The organism is Schnuerera sp. xch1 (genome assembly GCF_019931165.1).
Classification (GTDB): domain Bacteria; phylum Bacillota; class Clostridia; order Tissierellales; family Tepidimicrobiaceae; genus JAIOUP01.
In genome coordinates, this window is the sequence record NZ_JAIOUP010000002.1 from 175,131 (window position 1) to 190,283 (window position 15,153).

At 30.7% G+C, this 15,153-nt stretch carries 15 protein-coding genes; 3 read left to right on the top strand and 12 right to left on the bottom strand.

What is annotated here, in order from left to right:
• Positions 1-164: 164 nt before the first annotated feature.
• Positions 165-833 (bottom strand): Crp/Fnr family transcriptional regulator, encoded by a 669-nt coding sequence (locus K8M07_RS03210; protein WP_223376445.1) that lies wholly within the window; start codon positions 831-833, stop codon positions 165-167.
• 82 nt (positions 834-915) lie between these two features.
• On the opposite strand from K8M07_RS03210, the gene K8M07_RS03215 reads away from it, so the two are divergent.
• Positions 916-1,560 (top strand): 4Fe-4S binding protein, encoded by a 645-nt coding sequence (locus K8M07_RS03215; RefSeq protein ID WP_223376446.1) that lies wholly within the window; start codon positions 916-918, stop codon positions 1,558-1,560.
• Between the two features lie 19 nt (positions 1,561-1,579).
• Here K8M07_RS03215 and K8M07_RS03220 read toward each other — a convergent pair whose 3' ends face one another.
• The 4 genes from K8M07_RS03220 to K8M07_RS03235 all read right to left on the bottom strand — a co-directional run bounded on the left by K8M07_RS03220 (position 1,580) and on the right by K8M07_RS03235 (position 4,289).
• Positions 1,580-2,380, bottom strand: coding sequence for an EcsC family protein (locus tag K8M07_RS03220; protein WP_223376447.1), 801 nt, complete (start codon positions 2,378-2,380; stop codon positions 1,580-1,582).
• A gap of 73 nt (positions 2,381-2,453) precedes the next feature.
• Positions 2,454-3,059 carry a hypothetical protein gene (locus tag K8M07_RS03225; protein WP_223376448.1) on the bottom strand — a complete coding sequence of 202 codons (606 nt, stop codon included), beginning with the start codon at positions 3,057-3,059 and terminating at the stop codon, positions 2,454-2,456.
• Between the two features lie 224 nt (positions 3,060-3,283).
• Positions 3,284-3,949, bottom strand: a complete 666-nt coding sequence (locus K8M07_RS03230) for a permease prefix domain 1-containing protein (protein WP_223376449.1) — start codon at positions 3,947-3,949, stop codon at positions 3,284-3,286.
• Entirely contained in the window at positions 3,939-4,289 is a 351-nt protein-coding gene (locus K8M07_RS03235) for a PadR family transcriptional regulator (protein ID WP_223376450.1), read from the bottom strand. Before K8M07_RS03235 ends, K8M07_RS03230 begins: the two co-directional genes overlap by 11 nt.
• A 206-nt stretch (positions 4,290-4,495) precedes the next feature.
• Between K8M07_RS03235 and K8M07_RS03240 the strand changes: the two genes are divergently transcribed.
• Entirely contained in the window at positions 4,496-5,077 is a 582-nt protein-coding gene (locus K8M07_RS03240; protein ID WP_223376451.1) for a LysM peptidoglycan-binding domain-containing protein, read from the top strand.
• A gap of 91 nt (positions 5,078-5,168) precedes the next feature.
• Here the strand turns inward: K8M07_RS03240 and K8M07_RS03245 are convergent, their stop codons facing one another.
• The 3 genes from K8M07_RS03245 to ppsA all read right to left on the bottom strand — a co-directional run bounded on the left by K8M07_RS03245 (position 5,169) and on the right by ppsA (position 9,304).
• The gene (locus K8M07_RS03245; RefSeq protein ID WP_223376452.1) at positions 5,169-5,930 is read right to left on the bottom strand and encodes a MerR family transcriptional regulator; all 762 of its coding nucleotides are present in this window, start codon (positions 5,928-5,930) and stop codon (positions 5,169-5,171) included.
• Between the two features lie 181 nt (positions 5,931-6,111).
• The gene (locus tag K8M07_RS12760) at positions 6,112-6,579 is read right to left on the bottom strand and encodes a methylated-DNA--[protein]-cysteine S-methyltransferase (RefSeq protein ID WP_317845466.1); all 468 of its coding nucleotides are present in this window, start codon (positions 6,577-6,579) and stop codon (positions 6,112-6,114) included.
• Between the two features lie 100 nt (positions 6,580-6,679).
• A complete protein-coding gene (gene ppsA / locus K8M07_RS03255) occupies positions 6,680-9,304 on the bottom strand; it encodes a phosphoenolpyruvate synthase (protein WP_223376453.1) in 2,625 nt (874 codons plus the stop codon).
• Between the two features lie 136 nt (positions 9,305-9,440).
• Here ppsA and K8M07_RS03260 point away from each other — a divergent pair, with 136 nt between their 5' ends.
• Entirely contained in the window at positions 9,441-10,025 is a 585-nt protein-coding gene (locus K8M07_RS03260; RefSeq protein WP_223376454.1) for a TetR/AcrR family transcriptional regulator, read from the top strand.
• A gap of 54 nt (positions 10,026-10,079) precedes the next feature.
• On the opposite strand, the gene K8M07_RS03265 is transcribed toward K8M07_RS03260, so the two are convergent.
• From K8M07_RS03265 to K8M07_RS03280, 4 genes are all read right to left on the bottom strand, one after another.
• On the bottom strand, positions 10,080-10,874 hold the full coding sequence (locus tag K8M07_RS03265; protein ID WP_223376455.1) for a GNAT family N-acetyltransferase: 795 nt from the start codon (positions 10,872-10,874) through the stop codon (positions 10,080-10,082).
• 32 nt (positions 10,875-10,906) lie between these two features.
• Positions 10,907-11,995 carry a ribosome small subunit-dependent GTPase A gene (rsgA, locus tag K8M07_RS03270; protein WP_223376456.1) on the bottom strand — a complete coding sequence of 363 codons (1,089 nt, stop codon included), beginning with the start codon at positions 11,993-11,995 and terminating at the stop codon, positions 10,907-10,909.
• A gap of 302 nt (positions 11,996-12,297) precedes the next feature.
• Positions 12,298-13,632 carry a stalk domain-containing protein gene (locus K8M07_RS03275; RefSeq protein ID WP_223376457.1) on the bottom strand — a complete coding sequence of 445 codons (1,335 nt, stop codon included), beginning with the start codon at positions 13,630-13,632 and terminating at the stop codon, positions 12,298-12,300.
• A gap of 327 nt (positions 13,633-13,959) precedes the next feature.
• A complete protein-coding gene (locus K8M07_RS03280) occupies positions 13,960-15,147 on the bottom strand; it encodes an alginate O-acetyltransferase AlgX-related protein (RefSeq protein WP_223376458.1) in 1,188 nt (395 codons plus the stop codon).
• Positions 15,148-15,153: the final 6 nt, after the last annotated feature.

Sequence of the window (15,153 nt, forward strand, 5' to 3'; positions counted from 1 at the left end):
TATGCATGTACAAAAATTATGCTACAATTATCAATTAAAATTATTAGAGGATATATGTGTTTCTACTACATAAAAACACCCTATAAAGCAACTTTTAATTGCTCTATAAGGTTAATATTTAACAATTTTTATACTTTTTTTATTTATTTTCATAATTCTCATTCTTAGATATCAATATTTTTAATTGTGATAGTTCTGGCGTCGTATTCTACTAATCCATCTTTTCTCATTTTATTCAGTTCTCTGCTCAAAAAGGATCTTTGTATTCCTAATCTTTCAGCTAACTCCTTTTTAGACATATTAAGTTTTATTACTTTATTTCTTTGTATATGAAATTCATATCTTAAATAATCTATTATCTTCTGCCTAATAGTTTTAAGAGATATCATATTGATTTTATCTGTTAAAATAATAGATCTATCAGAAATAATCGTCATTAACTTAACCATAAAATCAACATTATTCTTGCAAAGTTCTAACACTAGATCTCTCTGCATATGTAAAATAATTGTATTATCGATTGACTCTATCGTCATAGGATAATAGTTTCTATTCGAAAACAATAAACTAGCCCCAATAATACCTCTATTTGAAAAAACATTTATAGTTAAAATATTTCCATCTTCATCTATATGTTGAACTACTACTCGTCCATCTATTATAATATCCAAAGTACTGCATAACTCATTTTGAAGATGAATAGTTTGTCCTTTTCTATATTCTCTTATTTGATATTTTAGTGAACTAAATATGATACTCAATTCTTCTTTCGTAAAACTACTAAAAAGACTAATACTAGTTATTGCACCGATATATTTATTTATAATAATCACCTCAATCAGTTACCTTGGTAACTTATTTATTTTCTGATTTCAAGTATACTATAATAAAATACACAATGAAAGGGGTATGTAGGTGTTGAAAAAATCTTTTCAAAAAATTATACAAATTATTTTTCTTGCTCTATTTATATTCATAATAGCCAATGGAAAAGTACAATTATGGGTGAGAGTCTTTTTATCAGGTATTATTGCTTCACTATTATTAGGACGAATATATTGTGGTTGGATATGTCCTATTAATACCGCTATAAAAGGAATTACATGGATTAAAAGGAAACTTCACATTAAAAATATAAAAATTCCAAGATTCATTAAAAAACCTTGGATACGTCTTATATTTTTAGGTTTGTTTATTGGAATATTTATTTTTACTACAAGAACTGATAGAAAACTACCAGTGTTGCCTGCTCTGTTTGCTCTAGGCACACTTATAACCCTATTCTTTCCAGAAGAACTATGGCACCATTATTTATGCCCATATGGAACAATTTTAAGTTTTCCAGCTTCAAAATCATTATATCAGATGAAAATTGATCCGGAACAGTGTATTAACTGTGGAATTTGCAAAAATGTATGTCTAGGTGAAGCTATTGAAGTAAAAAATAGCCAGCATAAGATCAACAAAAATGATTGTCTTATTTGTATGGAATGCTCTAAAAATTGTAGTCAAAATGCTATAAACTATGAGAGATCTAGTAAAATATCAAGTACTAGTTAGACTAAAAAAGGTGTTTCCACTAGAAAACACCTTTAGCTTTTTTAATTAAATATCTCTTTTTATACTTTAGACTAGAGTATTTCCCAATCTTCTTTATAATACTGTAATTAACTACTCCGCCTACAACACCTAAAATTGGAATCCCTTGAATAAACTTTGCAGTTAACATAGCTTCTGATAAAACGTCAGCAGTAATTATCATTTTTTCTTTTAAATTCACTGCAATATCATCATTATTGTCTATGGAACTTCCTAATTTATCAATCCTTTCATTAAATTTTAGCTGCCTATCTCCATTTGACATTGCCCCACAAATCAAAAGAAGAATATAAGCCTTTTCTTCTTTTGATTTATAATTATAACCATAGCTAAGAGCTACTTCATATATAGTCTTCATAATTATTGCTATAAAAAAGGGGATGTCTGGCAAACCAATACCTAGGATTCCTAATACTCCACCTTCTAGTACTGATATGCTAGAATTCAGTCTTTTAGAATATTTAGCTTGTTTATCTAATTTTTTGATGTTTCTTTTACTAATATCATTATCTAAAGCATAATTATTTAATTCATGCTCTAACTGCAATCTATCCTTATTATAAGTTTTTTCTATATATGCATGCCCTCTTTCAAATACCAACTGAAATCCCTTATAAAAAACAATTTCCAAGGTTGATTTTAATTTTTCAGGAATCTTCTCCTGAATTTTATCCATTATAGGATCAATTTTTGCTTTTAATAGTCGATTTTCCCTTCTATTTAAGATCTTTCTCTCCTTTTTATTTATACGTTTCAATTGTTTCTTCAATTCTCGATTCATTTACTATTCTCCTTTGAAAACACAAAGATATGTTTGTCATTTTCAATATTATTACTAATTTAAATTTATTCTATCATTGAATTCTACAAGAAGCAATTGCATTATCCTGTTGTCTCAAAGAATAGTAACTAATTTCACTAAATTCACATGGATATTCCATGTTTTTCAAGTCCCCTTTATAAACTATGTTGCCTTCTAAATGAAGTAAGTTTTGAGGCCTGATAAGATTTCTGGATTTATGAAAATCTACAATACCACTTTCGTTTAAAATATAATATACAAACTCTGAACATAAAAATCTATTACCACAGTATCCTTCTTTATTGAATACGTTATAGAACAATCCCTTATAATTATATTTATAATTATTGCTATTAGATATAAAATGATTTAATAATTTCTTTACCTTTTCATACTGTTTCTTCGATACTTCTAATTCGATTATTATTCCAGGCAGTCTTCTACAAAATCTATAAGCTCCCTTATTGATATTTTCATGTTTAAATCCACCAATAATAGGGTTATAAGTACGTTTTCTGCCAAATCCATACATATGTTTTAATTCTTTATCCAATGAAATAGCTGCATGTGTATATTCATCTTTCTTAAAAATTTGAATAAGCTTGGATATTACTGTATTGGTTCGTGTAAGAACTATATATATATTATATGTTTTCATTTTCGATTTCCCCCTTTACTTCATACATCTATTATGCAATATAAACTTTAAGGATAAATTAAAAAAAGATTAAAAAGAACTTAATTTCCCTTAGATGTTTTTGTCATTAAGATAAAGATATCAATTAAATCTTAAGATATTATTAATTTAATTCTTAAGAAATTCTTAATATGAGCATAATTAAAGTGGCTCTACACAAGAGCCACTTTAATTGCAATCTCATGTTAACCTTTCTGATTCTTGTGCCTATCACTTCCTGTAAGAATTAAAAATAAAAACAATCCAACTCCAGCTAATATAAATACCATCAAAGAACCAATACCAATAAAAATTTCACCAGTAGCAAAACTAGATTCTAATCCTGCAAATATGCCGAAAAGGATTAAACCTATTGATAAAGCATAAAGCCCTGCACGTATCTTATTCATTGCATATTTTTTAATAGTTTCCCTTGTCAGTAAACTATATGTGATCAAAGCTGCTCCTGCAATAATAAAGATTCCACTTCCTACAACTGCTACTCCTGGCAAATTCATAAAATACGCTATTAGTATATTAAATATTCCAAATAATATCAACAAGACTCCAGCAATTATTCCTGCCAGTGAAATACGTGCTGTCATTGTTGTATACACTGCTTTTTTTGCAGTATCTCTACCAATCTTACGCATATCATCTACTAATCCACTTAAGTCCCCCATAGATATGGTTGCCTCTTTAAATGCTTGTTTATCATTCATCCCTTTCGATTGATAATCTGATATTTTTTCCTTAATATTAATTGTCAATTCTTCTTTTAAATCAAATAGTTGTTGGCTTGGCCCTACATCAGCAAATAGATTGTCGATATACTTTTTTATTTTAGCATCAATAGAATCGTTATTTTTCATCATCTAATCCTCCCTTTATTAATCTTTCTAATACTTTTTTTGCAAAATTCCAATCTTCTTTATTTTGTTCATATCGTTCCATTCCTTCATCAGTTATTCTATAATACTTTCTCCTACCTCCTTGTGTTTCATCACCCCAATAAGAAACAATACATCCTTCATTTTGCAGTCGACGAAAAGCAGTATATAATGTTGCTTCCTTTAATTCATACTTATCGTTACTCAATTTAATAATTTTTTTATATATCTCATATCCATAGCTATCCCCTTGTCGAAGTATATTCAATATAATAGTATCAGTATTACCGCGAATAAGATCTGTAGAAATTGTGCTTCCCACAATTCCTCACCTCCTTATGTATATTTTAAACCATATTACTTTGTCTGTCAATGTATTTTTTGTTAAATAAAATTACGTCAGTAAAAAATTAATTGCATCAAAAGTAAATTTATAACATATATTTACTCCTTCATTAGTTTCAGTTTGTTCTGTTGTTTCATATTATAATATAAGGTAAAATACTATTTTGAAATGGAGGCTATATTATGTCTAGAGTACAGCAAATTCCACGAGTTCCCCTATCCTGTCCTCCAGGTTTTTTAGGGCGTTATACTGTTCAGCAGGGAGATACATTCTTTACTATTTCACAGATGTTCAGAGTCAGATTGGAAGCACTTGTAGCAAACAATCCACATATTCCAAATCCCAACCTGATATTCCCAGGAGATGTTCTTTGTGTTCCTGGCCTTATACCCTTTCCTTGTTGTGTTGTTCTAAGGCCCTTAGTTCGTGTACCTTTTGGGACAGGTGGAGTTGCTTTAATCAATTTTGCTCCTAATGGTGGGCAAGCTGTAAATATTACAGCAACATTACCACCACCACAAACATTCGGCAATTTCGATATCTATGTAGGAGAAATATTAATCCCCAACATTGGAGGGTTTGGAAATCAATTATTCCCGACTCCTCAAGATCCACCAAACTGGTCAACTCGAATAGATATCCCTACTGTTGCACAAATTGTACCAAATTCGAGAGTAGTAATACGTCCTTCTAATTCAATAACAGGAGTATCAGGTCCAGTTATATTAGAAGGTATTATAAACATTACAAATTGCAGAAGATAAAAACTCATTTCTAATATGCAATTATCCATCTAACATCGGTTCAAAAACAAAAACAGGTACAAATAAATTTATTTGTGCCTGTTTTTCACAACTATTTCATTCCTATATAGACAAGTACTGCATCTCTAAGAAACTCTGCTGTTCCAGGTTGTTCCTTATCATAGTATGCTTTAAATCTTTCATCATCTATATACATCTGACAAAGTCCAGCATGCGCTTCCTTATCATAATTGTCCCAATAATAATTTAGCCATTGTCGATGTAAGTCTGCTGTTTTCTGGGCTAACTCTCCTGCAGGATTACCAGTTTTAAAGGCCTCACTAAGTGTTTCCCTGAACTCTCTTTCCAAGCTGGTGAGTTTGTCATATTCTTCTTGAGTCATATCTAATAGCTTCTCATTTGATTTCTCAACAGTTTCCTCTCCATATTTCTCACGAATCTCTTTTCCATATTTCTTTTCATTATCTTCAATTAGTTTCTTCTTGAAACCTTCAAATTTTTCTTTATCACTCATATCAATACTCCTTTCCTTCGATAATATAGTTTTACTAACATTTTCAATCAGAAGGTTTAATTGCTCTCTTTTTTCAAGTAACTTTTCATGGTGTTCCTTTAGTGCTTCAAGCTCATTAAAATCAGGTGAATTTAGTATATTTTTTATGCTATTCAAACTCAGACCTAGTTCTCTATAAAAAAGTATTTGCTGTAACCTATCTACCTCTTCTGGACCATAAATCCTATAGCCTGATGAATTTTTCCTTGCTGGCTTAAGAATTCCGATTTCATCATAATACCTCAATGTACGTGGACTTACACCTGCCATTTGAGCTAGTTTCTTTACTGTGTATTCCATATTTTTACCTCCTGATAATTTAACTATATACCTTTACGTTGCGTCAATGTCAATAAAAATTTAAACTTTTTAGATGAAAAACACGGTTCTTATTATTAAAAACCGCGTTTTATACTATTATTTTTATAAATATGAAGGAAGTTAATACTTTAAAAAGTAGTATCAACTTTGTTCTTCTGCTCTATATGCTCTTTTCCAGAGTTAATAGTTTTTTCTTTATATCTATTCCTCCACCATAACCCACAAGTTTACCGTTTACTCCAATAACCCTATGACATGGAATAATGATAGATATAGGATTTCTATTATTTGCCATACCTACAGCTCTATAAGCTTTTGGACACCCTATTTCTTCAGCTATATCCCTATAGCTTCTAGTTTCGCCATAAGGGATTCGTTTCAGAGCTCCCCATACTTTTCTTTGAAATTCTGTACCCTTGTCAATGTGAATAGGTAATTCAAATTTTTTTCGTTTGCTTGTCAAGTATTCTGTGAGTTGAGCTATTGCTTTTTTAGTGAGATCAGTTTCTCTTATAGCTGATTTTTCTGGTTTATCAGTTTCATGAAAAAAAACATCTGTAATTGCAGTACCATTTTCTGCTATTCCAATCCTTCCAATTACAGTATTATAAAAAAATACGTTCTTCATAACAGGCCTCCTGTTTACACGATTGGTTTGCTTTAATTTTATCATAAAGGAAATTAACCCATAATTCAAGACGAAAGAATAAGACTTTACTTTTTATATTTCATTCCAATATCTCTATATATCCTTCCGTTCCATTTACTCGAACTTTTTGTCCGTCTTTTATCAGCTTTGTGGCATTTTCTACTCCTACAATTCCTGGAAGACCATATTCTCGTGTAACAACTGCACCATGAGTAGTAAAACCGCCTACTTCAGTAATTAAGCCTTTTATTGTTACAAAAAGTGGAGTCCAACTAGGATCAGTAAATTGAGTTACTAATATATCTCCCTCTTCAATTTTAGCATCATCTACAGATAAAACTATTCGAGCACGACCTTCTACCACACCTGAAGAAACTGGTATACCGGGAATTGCACCTTCAGGAATATTACTTGATGAAAAACTAGTTGCAGGAACGTGACCATCAGAAGTAATAATACGAGGAGGTGTTAACATTTCATAATGCCTATAATCATCTTTCCTCGCTTCAATAATTGAATAGTCTATCTTATTTGTTTTTACAACTTGACATAGTTCATCAAAATAGAGATAGAAGATATCCTTAGAATCCATAAGCACTTTTTTATCTACCAACCTTCCTGCTTCTTTCATTAAGGCTTTCTTATAAATTTGATAGCGACATACAATGTAATATTTAGGATATTCACGGCACCCTGCAAAATTCCTAAGTAAGCTAATTTTTTTGCTGGTCTTCTTAGCTTTTTTGCTACCTCCCATTTGATTCTTTAAACAACGAATAATCTCATTTTCCTTATCCTTTGCCCCCTTCTTACCTTCCTGAAATTTAATCTTATGCTCACCGGGTTTAAGAACTCGAATATTATTGAGCAATATAGGAATAAGCTGTGTCGGTTTTTCTTCAAATCGTTCTTTAGTAATATCTATCTCACCAGGACAACGCATTCCATATTTGCTTAGAAACTTTTTAAATACTTCACTAGTTTCTCTGCCACCTGGCAGTTTTACCATTCTCTCAAAGAAATTTTTATCATTAGGATTGTTAGAAATGTATTCTATAACACTGGGATATTTACGAATGGTGTCAGCCACATCGCATAATGCCAGCCCCATATCAGTAGTGATATTATGGTCTAATGATTTGGTAAGTATGTCAGCTACATTCTTATCTCCTAACCATTTTTTAATACTCTTATTTAGAGAATCATTTGCTAGTATTGCTGCAATTATAGCTCCCAACATCCTTGGATCATAAGACATAGCTAAAAGTTTATCTCTATCCTTCTCTATAAACTCTAGTGCCTTCACTCCTGATAGTTTTGAAAGCTGATAATCAACTTTCTCTATTTCTTTTTCAAAACACTTAAGCATTTTATCAATAATAGAAGGATCATTTTTTATATATGTTTTTATTGTTTCCATTATAGAGGACACTGTAAATATACCGCCTTTTATATTTCGTTTACCTCGTGGAAGAGAATTCATAAAATCTCTATCTTCCATCAACTTCTTAATGGAATTTTGAATAAGCAAATCCTGTTCCCCAGTTGCCATAACTAGGCGCTTTCGTCCTATCATCGAAGACAAATCATGTGTTATATCAGCATAAAGTCTCCCGCCTACCTTAGTCATAGTAAATTCAGAAATCATTTCAAAAAAGGACATTCCTAGTGGCTTAACCACATCTGTCATCACCTGAGTATGACCTATGGACATATATACACGAGGTTTTTCATAATCCGTTGATTCTGGTATGGGAAACAATGTGGTAATTGAACGACTCTGGACAATATAAAACTCATTATCAACAAGGCACCATTCTATATCCTGAGGAGCCCCAAAGTGTTTTTCTATTTTTTTACCTATAGAAGCAAGGCGCAGTACCTGTGCATCTGACAACGCTTCTTTTTGTTGTTTATCCTTTTCAATCTCATATTCTCTAGTTCCACCACCTTCTACAGGCCTTATTCCCAATTTCTGTGTACCAATATTTTTTTCAACTATATGACCACCTCGTACCTTATAGATATCCGGGTTCACTAGCCCAGATACCAATACCTCCCCAAGTCCAAATCCAGCGTCAATAGATAAAGTTTTTCTATCAGATGTCATTGGATCTGCTGTAAACATAATTCCTGATGCTTCAGACTTTATCATTTTTTGAACAATAACTGAAAGCATTACCCTTCTATGGTGAAAACCATTTTTTATACGATATGTTACTGCACGATCCGTAAAAAGCGATGCCCAACACTTTATAATATACTTCAATACATTATCTAAACCCTTTATATTCAAATAAGTATCTTGCTGACCTGCAAAGGAAGCATTGGGTAAGTCTTCTGCCGTTGCACTCGACCGTATTGCATATTCCTGATCTTTCCCATGTAATGATAATGCTTCTGTAATTTCATTAATAATATCTTTCGGCATCTTAATATTTTCGATAATTGAACGTATACTCTTGCTTATTTCTGAAACTTTGTGTCTATCATCCGCTTCCAATTCTGATAACTTCTCAATCAATCGTTCCAATTCTATATTATTCTCAATGGATTTTCTATAAGCGTTAGTCGTAACACAAAATCCATCAGGTACTCTTATACCATTAATTTTTGATAATTCTCCAAGGTTTAAGCCTTTTCCTCCAACAACCATAAGTTTTTCTTTATCTATTTCCTTAAAATTTAAAACATATAGGTTCATAATATCCCCCCACTAAGGTTTTGAAATTTAGTTTCTTTTGTTTCATAATATATTAGATTTATGTCGTTGTCAATAAGTTTTGAAATGATTCTTGTAATATTTCAAAACAATGTTATAATTAAGTTGGGTGATAAATATGAATGGCTACAAAAGAAGAACTAACGCAAAAAAAGATTCCATTATAAAAACTGCTTGGGAACTATTTAGCGAACGCGGTATAAAGGATGTAAGCATCAAAGAAATTGCAGCAAAGGCTAAAGTTTCACAAGTTTCAATTTATAATTATTTTGGCGATAAGAATAATCTAGCAAAAGAAGCACTCATTTCCTATATAGATAAAGTAATTGAAAGTTATGACGAAATTTTAGAAAGAAATATTCCGTTTTCTGAAAAGTTAAAGATTATTATGGATAAAAAATACTCTGCAGTTGTTGATATAAGTCAGTCCCCTTTTACCAAATATGCACAGAAAGATAAAACCTTACAACAAATATATAAGGAAGCTTCAACCACAAAAGCAATCTCTATATATAAAAAATTTATTAAACTAGGTAAAGAGGAAGGAGCTATTGACCATACCATATCAGACGATGCTATTATGTCATTTCTTCTATCAATAGTATCAATAATGCAACAACCTGACTATCTTAAAACAAGTCTAGAATATAGAATGGATATATTCAGATTATTTCTATATGGTATCTTGGGAAAGGAAGAATAAAATAATGCTCCCTTTAAGGGAGCATATCACTACTTAAGTTACGATTCATCTATTTTATTTCATCCAATATGAATTAACGAATACAGTTTCAAAACCCAACTTTTTCATATTATTATGACTGATAGAACCAAATTCTACATCTGTATATAATTTTTCTAATCCTAACTCCTTAGCTTTACTGATCCTATACATTAACAATGTTTTTTGACTTCCCTTTTCCCTAAAATCCTCAAAAGTATAATCATTAGCAATATATCCTTCCTTACCAGATACAAAAAGCGACCCTATACCTGCAACTTTTCCCCCAATATAGGAAATAAAATTGTAAAAGTTAGGTCCATAAAAATATGGCGCTTTTCTTTCTACTACCGATGCATCAATATCCATACCACCATTGGATTCTATTACTATGTTTATAAATTCTTCAGCATTTCCCTGTGTTACTTCAACTATATCTATTTCTTTTTTAAAGTCTTCATACGTTTTAGGAATTAACTGCATAAATACTATCTGCTCAAAGATTGTATAACCATTATTTAATAATGCTTTTGAAACTTCTCCATTTATGTTATTCGGCGTTATATCGAAACATGGAATTATGTTTTGATTCTTATATATATCCAGTATTTGATCTAGTTTATTTAAATCTTTCATTCCAAATCCCTTTACTCTATTATAGTAAATAGAGTTAGGGCTGTTGGGTTCAAAGATTAATCTGCAGTCTCCTATTTTCCTTATTTCTAATTTTTTATCAATTTTTGAAAGTGCTCTTTTCGAATTAAATGTAGTTAATTGAATTTCCATCTCTTCTATTTTACTGACTTGCTCTAGTATTTTATTATTAGACATTAAAAATCCCTCATTGAATCCATTTAAGTAAGTTAAAATTTTCGGTTTGATTTTTTCTTCTCTTTCAACATCTTTCGAGCACTCTTCATACCACCAAATTCCTTAAAAATTTCATTTAACTTTTCCTTCTCGATTTGCTTAGAATTTAATCCTTCGTATTTCACTTCTTTTTTAAGCTTTAAATAGCTTTCAAATCTTTCCTTTGATAACAAACCATTATTTATAGCCTCCTGCACTGCACACTTCGGTTCGTGAGTATGAGTACAATCATTGAATTTACATTTAGCTGATAACTCTTCAATATCAACAAATGTTTTTGTTAAATCAGCACTTTCAATCCCAAGTTCTCTCATTCCTGGAGTATCAATAACAATACCACCATTTGGAAGAACAAATAACTCTCGTCTAGTGGTAGTATGTCTACCTTTATCATCATCTCTTATTTCCTTAGTCTCAAGGATATTTTCACCAATAAGTCTATTAATTAATGTAGACTTTCCAACACCTGATGAGCCTACAAATGCAATAGTTTTCCCATGGTCAATATATTTTTTAACTGGTAAATATCCATTCTGATTCCTACTTGAAGTAGTAATAACATCGACTCCACATGCAATAGTATTGATTTCTGCTAACTTTCCAGAAAGGTTATTGCATAAGTCAGATTTAGTAAGCACTATAACTGGATTTGCACCACTATCCCATGCAACTCCTAGATACCGTTCTAATCTACGAACATTTAGATCATTATTAAGTGACATACAAATGAATACAGTGTCTATATTTGAAGCTAGAATTTGTTCATCATGGGATGTTCCTGCAGCTCTTCTGATAAGGGCGCTTTTTCTTGTAAGAACATGATGAATAATCGCATTCCCATCAATATCTTCATTTCGATCAATCATAACAAAATCGCCTACAGTAGGATAATCAGACATTGTTTTTACACTGAAACGAAATTTCCCAGATACCTCTGCTGTTATTCCACCATTTTCTGTTACAACCTTGTATAGATTTTTGTACTGGGAAACTATTCTACCAATATAGAGTCCCTCGTATAAAGTAGCCTCAGTAACAAACCTCTGGCTAAGACCTAAATTTTCCATATTTATTTTACTCAATTTTTATCCTCCTAAAGTTTTAGATTTTAACGTTAACTTTTGAGAGGATTACGCACTTGGTTATTTTGCATATCCCTCCCAATCTATTACACTATCCGCAATTCTATTATTCAACATAAAACAACACTCCTTTCTCTATTAATTTATATTACATATAACAAAATTTTATAGTCTTCTTTACATATAACTACTCCTATAAACAAAAAACAAAGGGACGGTTTTTTGAATTGTCCGTCCACTGAGTTTTTAACCTTTATTTAAAATATATTATAATCACAATCATCAGTTATGTCAATAAAGCATTAATTTTTTTCAATTATTGGCTTTAGCGGATCATTCTCCAATATGCTCTCTACTTCTTCATATCCTGGTAAAAATTCATAATTATACCTTGCTGGAAGTGCAAAAACATATTCATTATTACGACCCAGTTCTTTTGGTGGAATGGGTGCTGCACCAACACTTAATTCTTCCTTTTGTATTAAATTCCATTGATCAATTGTAAATATCATTATTGGTATATCTTGTCGTTGATTTTCAGTAGTCCATTTAGGGTGTCTTATAGAAATCATAAGTCCAATTTCACTATCATCTTGAGATTCTTTTATATAATTGCCCTCCCATTCATCATTTACAATTGTATAACCTTCCCAGCTCTCTGGCAGATTAAATTCAAAACTATATTCAGCATTTTTATATACAATTGAGTTAGATTCTTCAAAGTCCCCAATTGCAATTTCATCAATAACCCATCGGTTATTATCCTTTATTGCTGATATTGTAATAGGTTGTTTTGCTGCAGCTCCTCCATTTTCCTTTTCTATACTGGTTACTTCGATTATCTCACCTTTAACTTGGTATTCATCTTCCGAAACTTTTTCAGTATCTAAAACTTCTATACGGTCCGGCCATGGACTTGAAGTTAGTCTTCCTGGAGCATTTTCAGGATCATTCTTCCATTTCTCAAGAAGTGTAGAAGAAACAAATTCACCATAGTTTTCCTCTATACTCTTAACTACTATGTCTTTTGGAGCAAGAAGGGATACCATTTGTAGTTTCTTACCAAAATCTTTAACTAAATTTTCAACATTGTTAATTTCACTTACATTTACAGTTTTTATAATCATAGCCCTTAATGAATTATTCCAATCAACTTGAGCTCCTAAGGTTTCAACAACAAAACGACCTGGAACAAATATTTCATCATCCACAATTTTTGGCTTTACATCTAGTTTTACAATTTCCTTCTTTGAAGTTCCATCAATATTTCTTACTACCTTTGCAGTATCTTCATCAATTTTTAATTCAACAGTTACAACTTCTGTATTGATTTTAATAATTTGTTTTTCATCATCCCAATCAATCTCGGCTTCTAGTCCCTCCACAATTCCAAAAAGAGGCATTAATGTACGGCTATTTTCAATGAATGGTTTTACATCTAACTCAATCCATTTACCATCCACTTGAATTGCAACGCTTCTATCCTTTTTAATGATTTTATTTTCGTAATAAGCTATTGGTACAACAGAATCATCCTTAACAACTCCTATACCTTCAGCACCAAATGCCACTGTTGATGTCAACGTTGTAAAACATATTCCTAATACAATTGTACTTTTAATCTTTGATTTAACCATATATAATTCCTCCTTGTTATTTTAAATTTATTAGTTTTTAATAGCATAAATTATTAAATTTTGTTTACCTACAACGATATGCCCAACTTTTTATTTTGCGATTAATATTTTATACAATTTCTTAGAAAGTCTGCAAAGCTATCTATATATTTAGTGTACCCATTTTTTTACTTAAAGTAGTTACAATATAGTTAAATAACGGTTACAAATATAATAATGTTAATAGACACATATCTAGAAAAGAAAGACACCATAAACATTAGATGTACTACTCAAATGTTATATAATTATTTGCTATATAAGAACAAAGGTAGAAGAATTTTTCTTCTACCTTTGTTCTTTCATTTCCTCTATCATCATCTTAAATGCTGAGTTGTTATACATAAACATAGCTATATCTGCATCACTTTCTCTCATGATATCATCAACATTCATACCTAAATTGTCAATGTGCCTAGGATCTACCAACTGAACTTCTGCAAATACATCTGCAAACAACCATGATGTAGGAGCTTGATAACTATCTCTAAATATAATAATTTTTTTATCAGATATAGATTTTTTATTTCTTATCTTTAGAATAGAACAATCTTTACCAAACATATATGCTCCACCATAAAGTATATCCTCTTTATCTCTTTCTGTCGCTATAACATCCTCCTCTTTAACCTTAACATCTTTCTTTCCATCAAATTTAAAGTACTCATAATCAGATTTATCCTTTGTATGCACATAAGGTATTTCCTCACTCTCATTTACTAGTTTATTTAGATTCATATTATAACTTCCTAAAAAGGATCCTTTATCTAACGTAGTTGTAATATATCTATTCCATGGTATATTTTCTAATATATTCATATTATTAATAATATATTTAAATCCTTCAAACGCACCTATTCCATTCCAATGATGATCTGTTTTAAAATATAAGTCTTCTCTTTCTTCTTCCGTAAATGCTTTTAAAAAATATTCATTTAGGTCTATATATTTAATTGTTTCAGTATCAATATGTTTTTTTAATTTATCCCTATTATTTAAATAATTATCAAGTCCATCAGTATATTGTGGATATAAATGGGATAACATACCATCCTTATGAGGAGTAGACACATAATAAATTTCCTTATTGGTCTCCAATCCTATTTTAGCTAATCTATTTATCTCTTCAGCCAAATTTTCTACTTCCGCATCGGGTATTTCATCACTAGGTGTAGGCATAATCCAGTTATTATCTAATATAAAATAACTTTTCACTTTGTCAAAGCCTAAAGCAAGTTTTGTCTTAGCATACATCTTAAATAACTCTTCTCTAAATGTAAATTGATCAGAAAAATACTCTTCAAATTTATCTGTAAAACTTCCATCCTTAATGTCTTCTATAGTTGGTTTTTGTTGTAGTGTTCTATTTTCCGAAGCACTAACCTCTTTATCTTTACTTATTATATTCATAAAGGACATCGTCATAATTATTATTATAAAAGGAATTGTGATCCATTTCGCTTTATAATTATTCATATATCA

What these genes read in the sequence shown, in the direction of transcription:
- K8M07_RS03240 (WP_223376451.1), top strand. Translation starts at nt 4,496, where the DNA reads ATGTCTAGAGTACAGCAAATTCCACGAGTTCCCCTATCCTGTCCTCCA.
- K8M07_RS12760 (WP_317845466.1), bottom strand. Translation starts at nt 6,579, where the DNA reads ATGAAGAACGTATTTTTTTATAATACTGTAATTGGAAGGATTGGAATA.
- K8M07_RS03275 (WP_223376457.1), bottom strand. Translation starts at nt 13,632, where the DNA reads ATGGTTAAATCAAAGATTAAAAGTACAATTGTATTAGGAATATGTTTT.
- K8M07_RS03220 (WP_223376447.1), bottom strand. Translation starts at nt 2,380, where the DNA reads ATGAATCGAGAATTGAAGAAACAATTGAAACGTATAAATAAAAAGGAG.
- K8M07_RS03265 (WP_223376455.1), bottom strand. Translation starts at nt 10,874, where the DNA reads ATGTCTAATAATAAAATACTAGAGCAAGTCAGTAAAATAGAAGAGATG.
- K8M07_RS03260 (WP_223376454.1), top strand. Translation starts at nt 9,441, where the DNA reads ATGAATGGCTACAAAAGAAGAACTAACGCAAAAAAAGATTCCATTATA.
- K8M07_RS03280 (WP_223376458.1), bottom strand. Translation starts at nt 15,147, where the DNA reads ATGAATAATTATAAAGCGAAATGGATCACAATTCCTTTTATAATAATA.
- K8M07_RS03230 (WP_223376449.1), bottom strand. Translation starts at nt 3,949, where the DNA reads ATGAAAAATAACGATTCTATTGATGCTAAAATAAAAAAGTATATCGAC.
- ppsA (WP_223376453.1), bottom strand. Translation starts at nt 9,304, where the DNA reads ATGAACCTATATGTTTTAAATTTTAAGGAAATAGATAAAGAAAAACTT.
- K8M07_RS03225 (WP_223376448.1), bottom strand. Translation starts at nt 3,059, where the DNA reads ATGAAAACATATAATATATATATAGTTCTTACACGAACCAATACAGTA.
- K8M07_RS03245 (WP_223376452.1), bottom strand. Translation starts at nt 5,930, where the DNA reads ATGGAATACACAGTAAAGAAACTAGCTCAAATGGCAGGTGTAAGTCCA.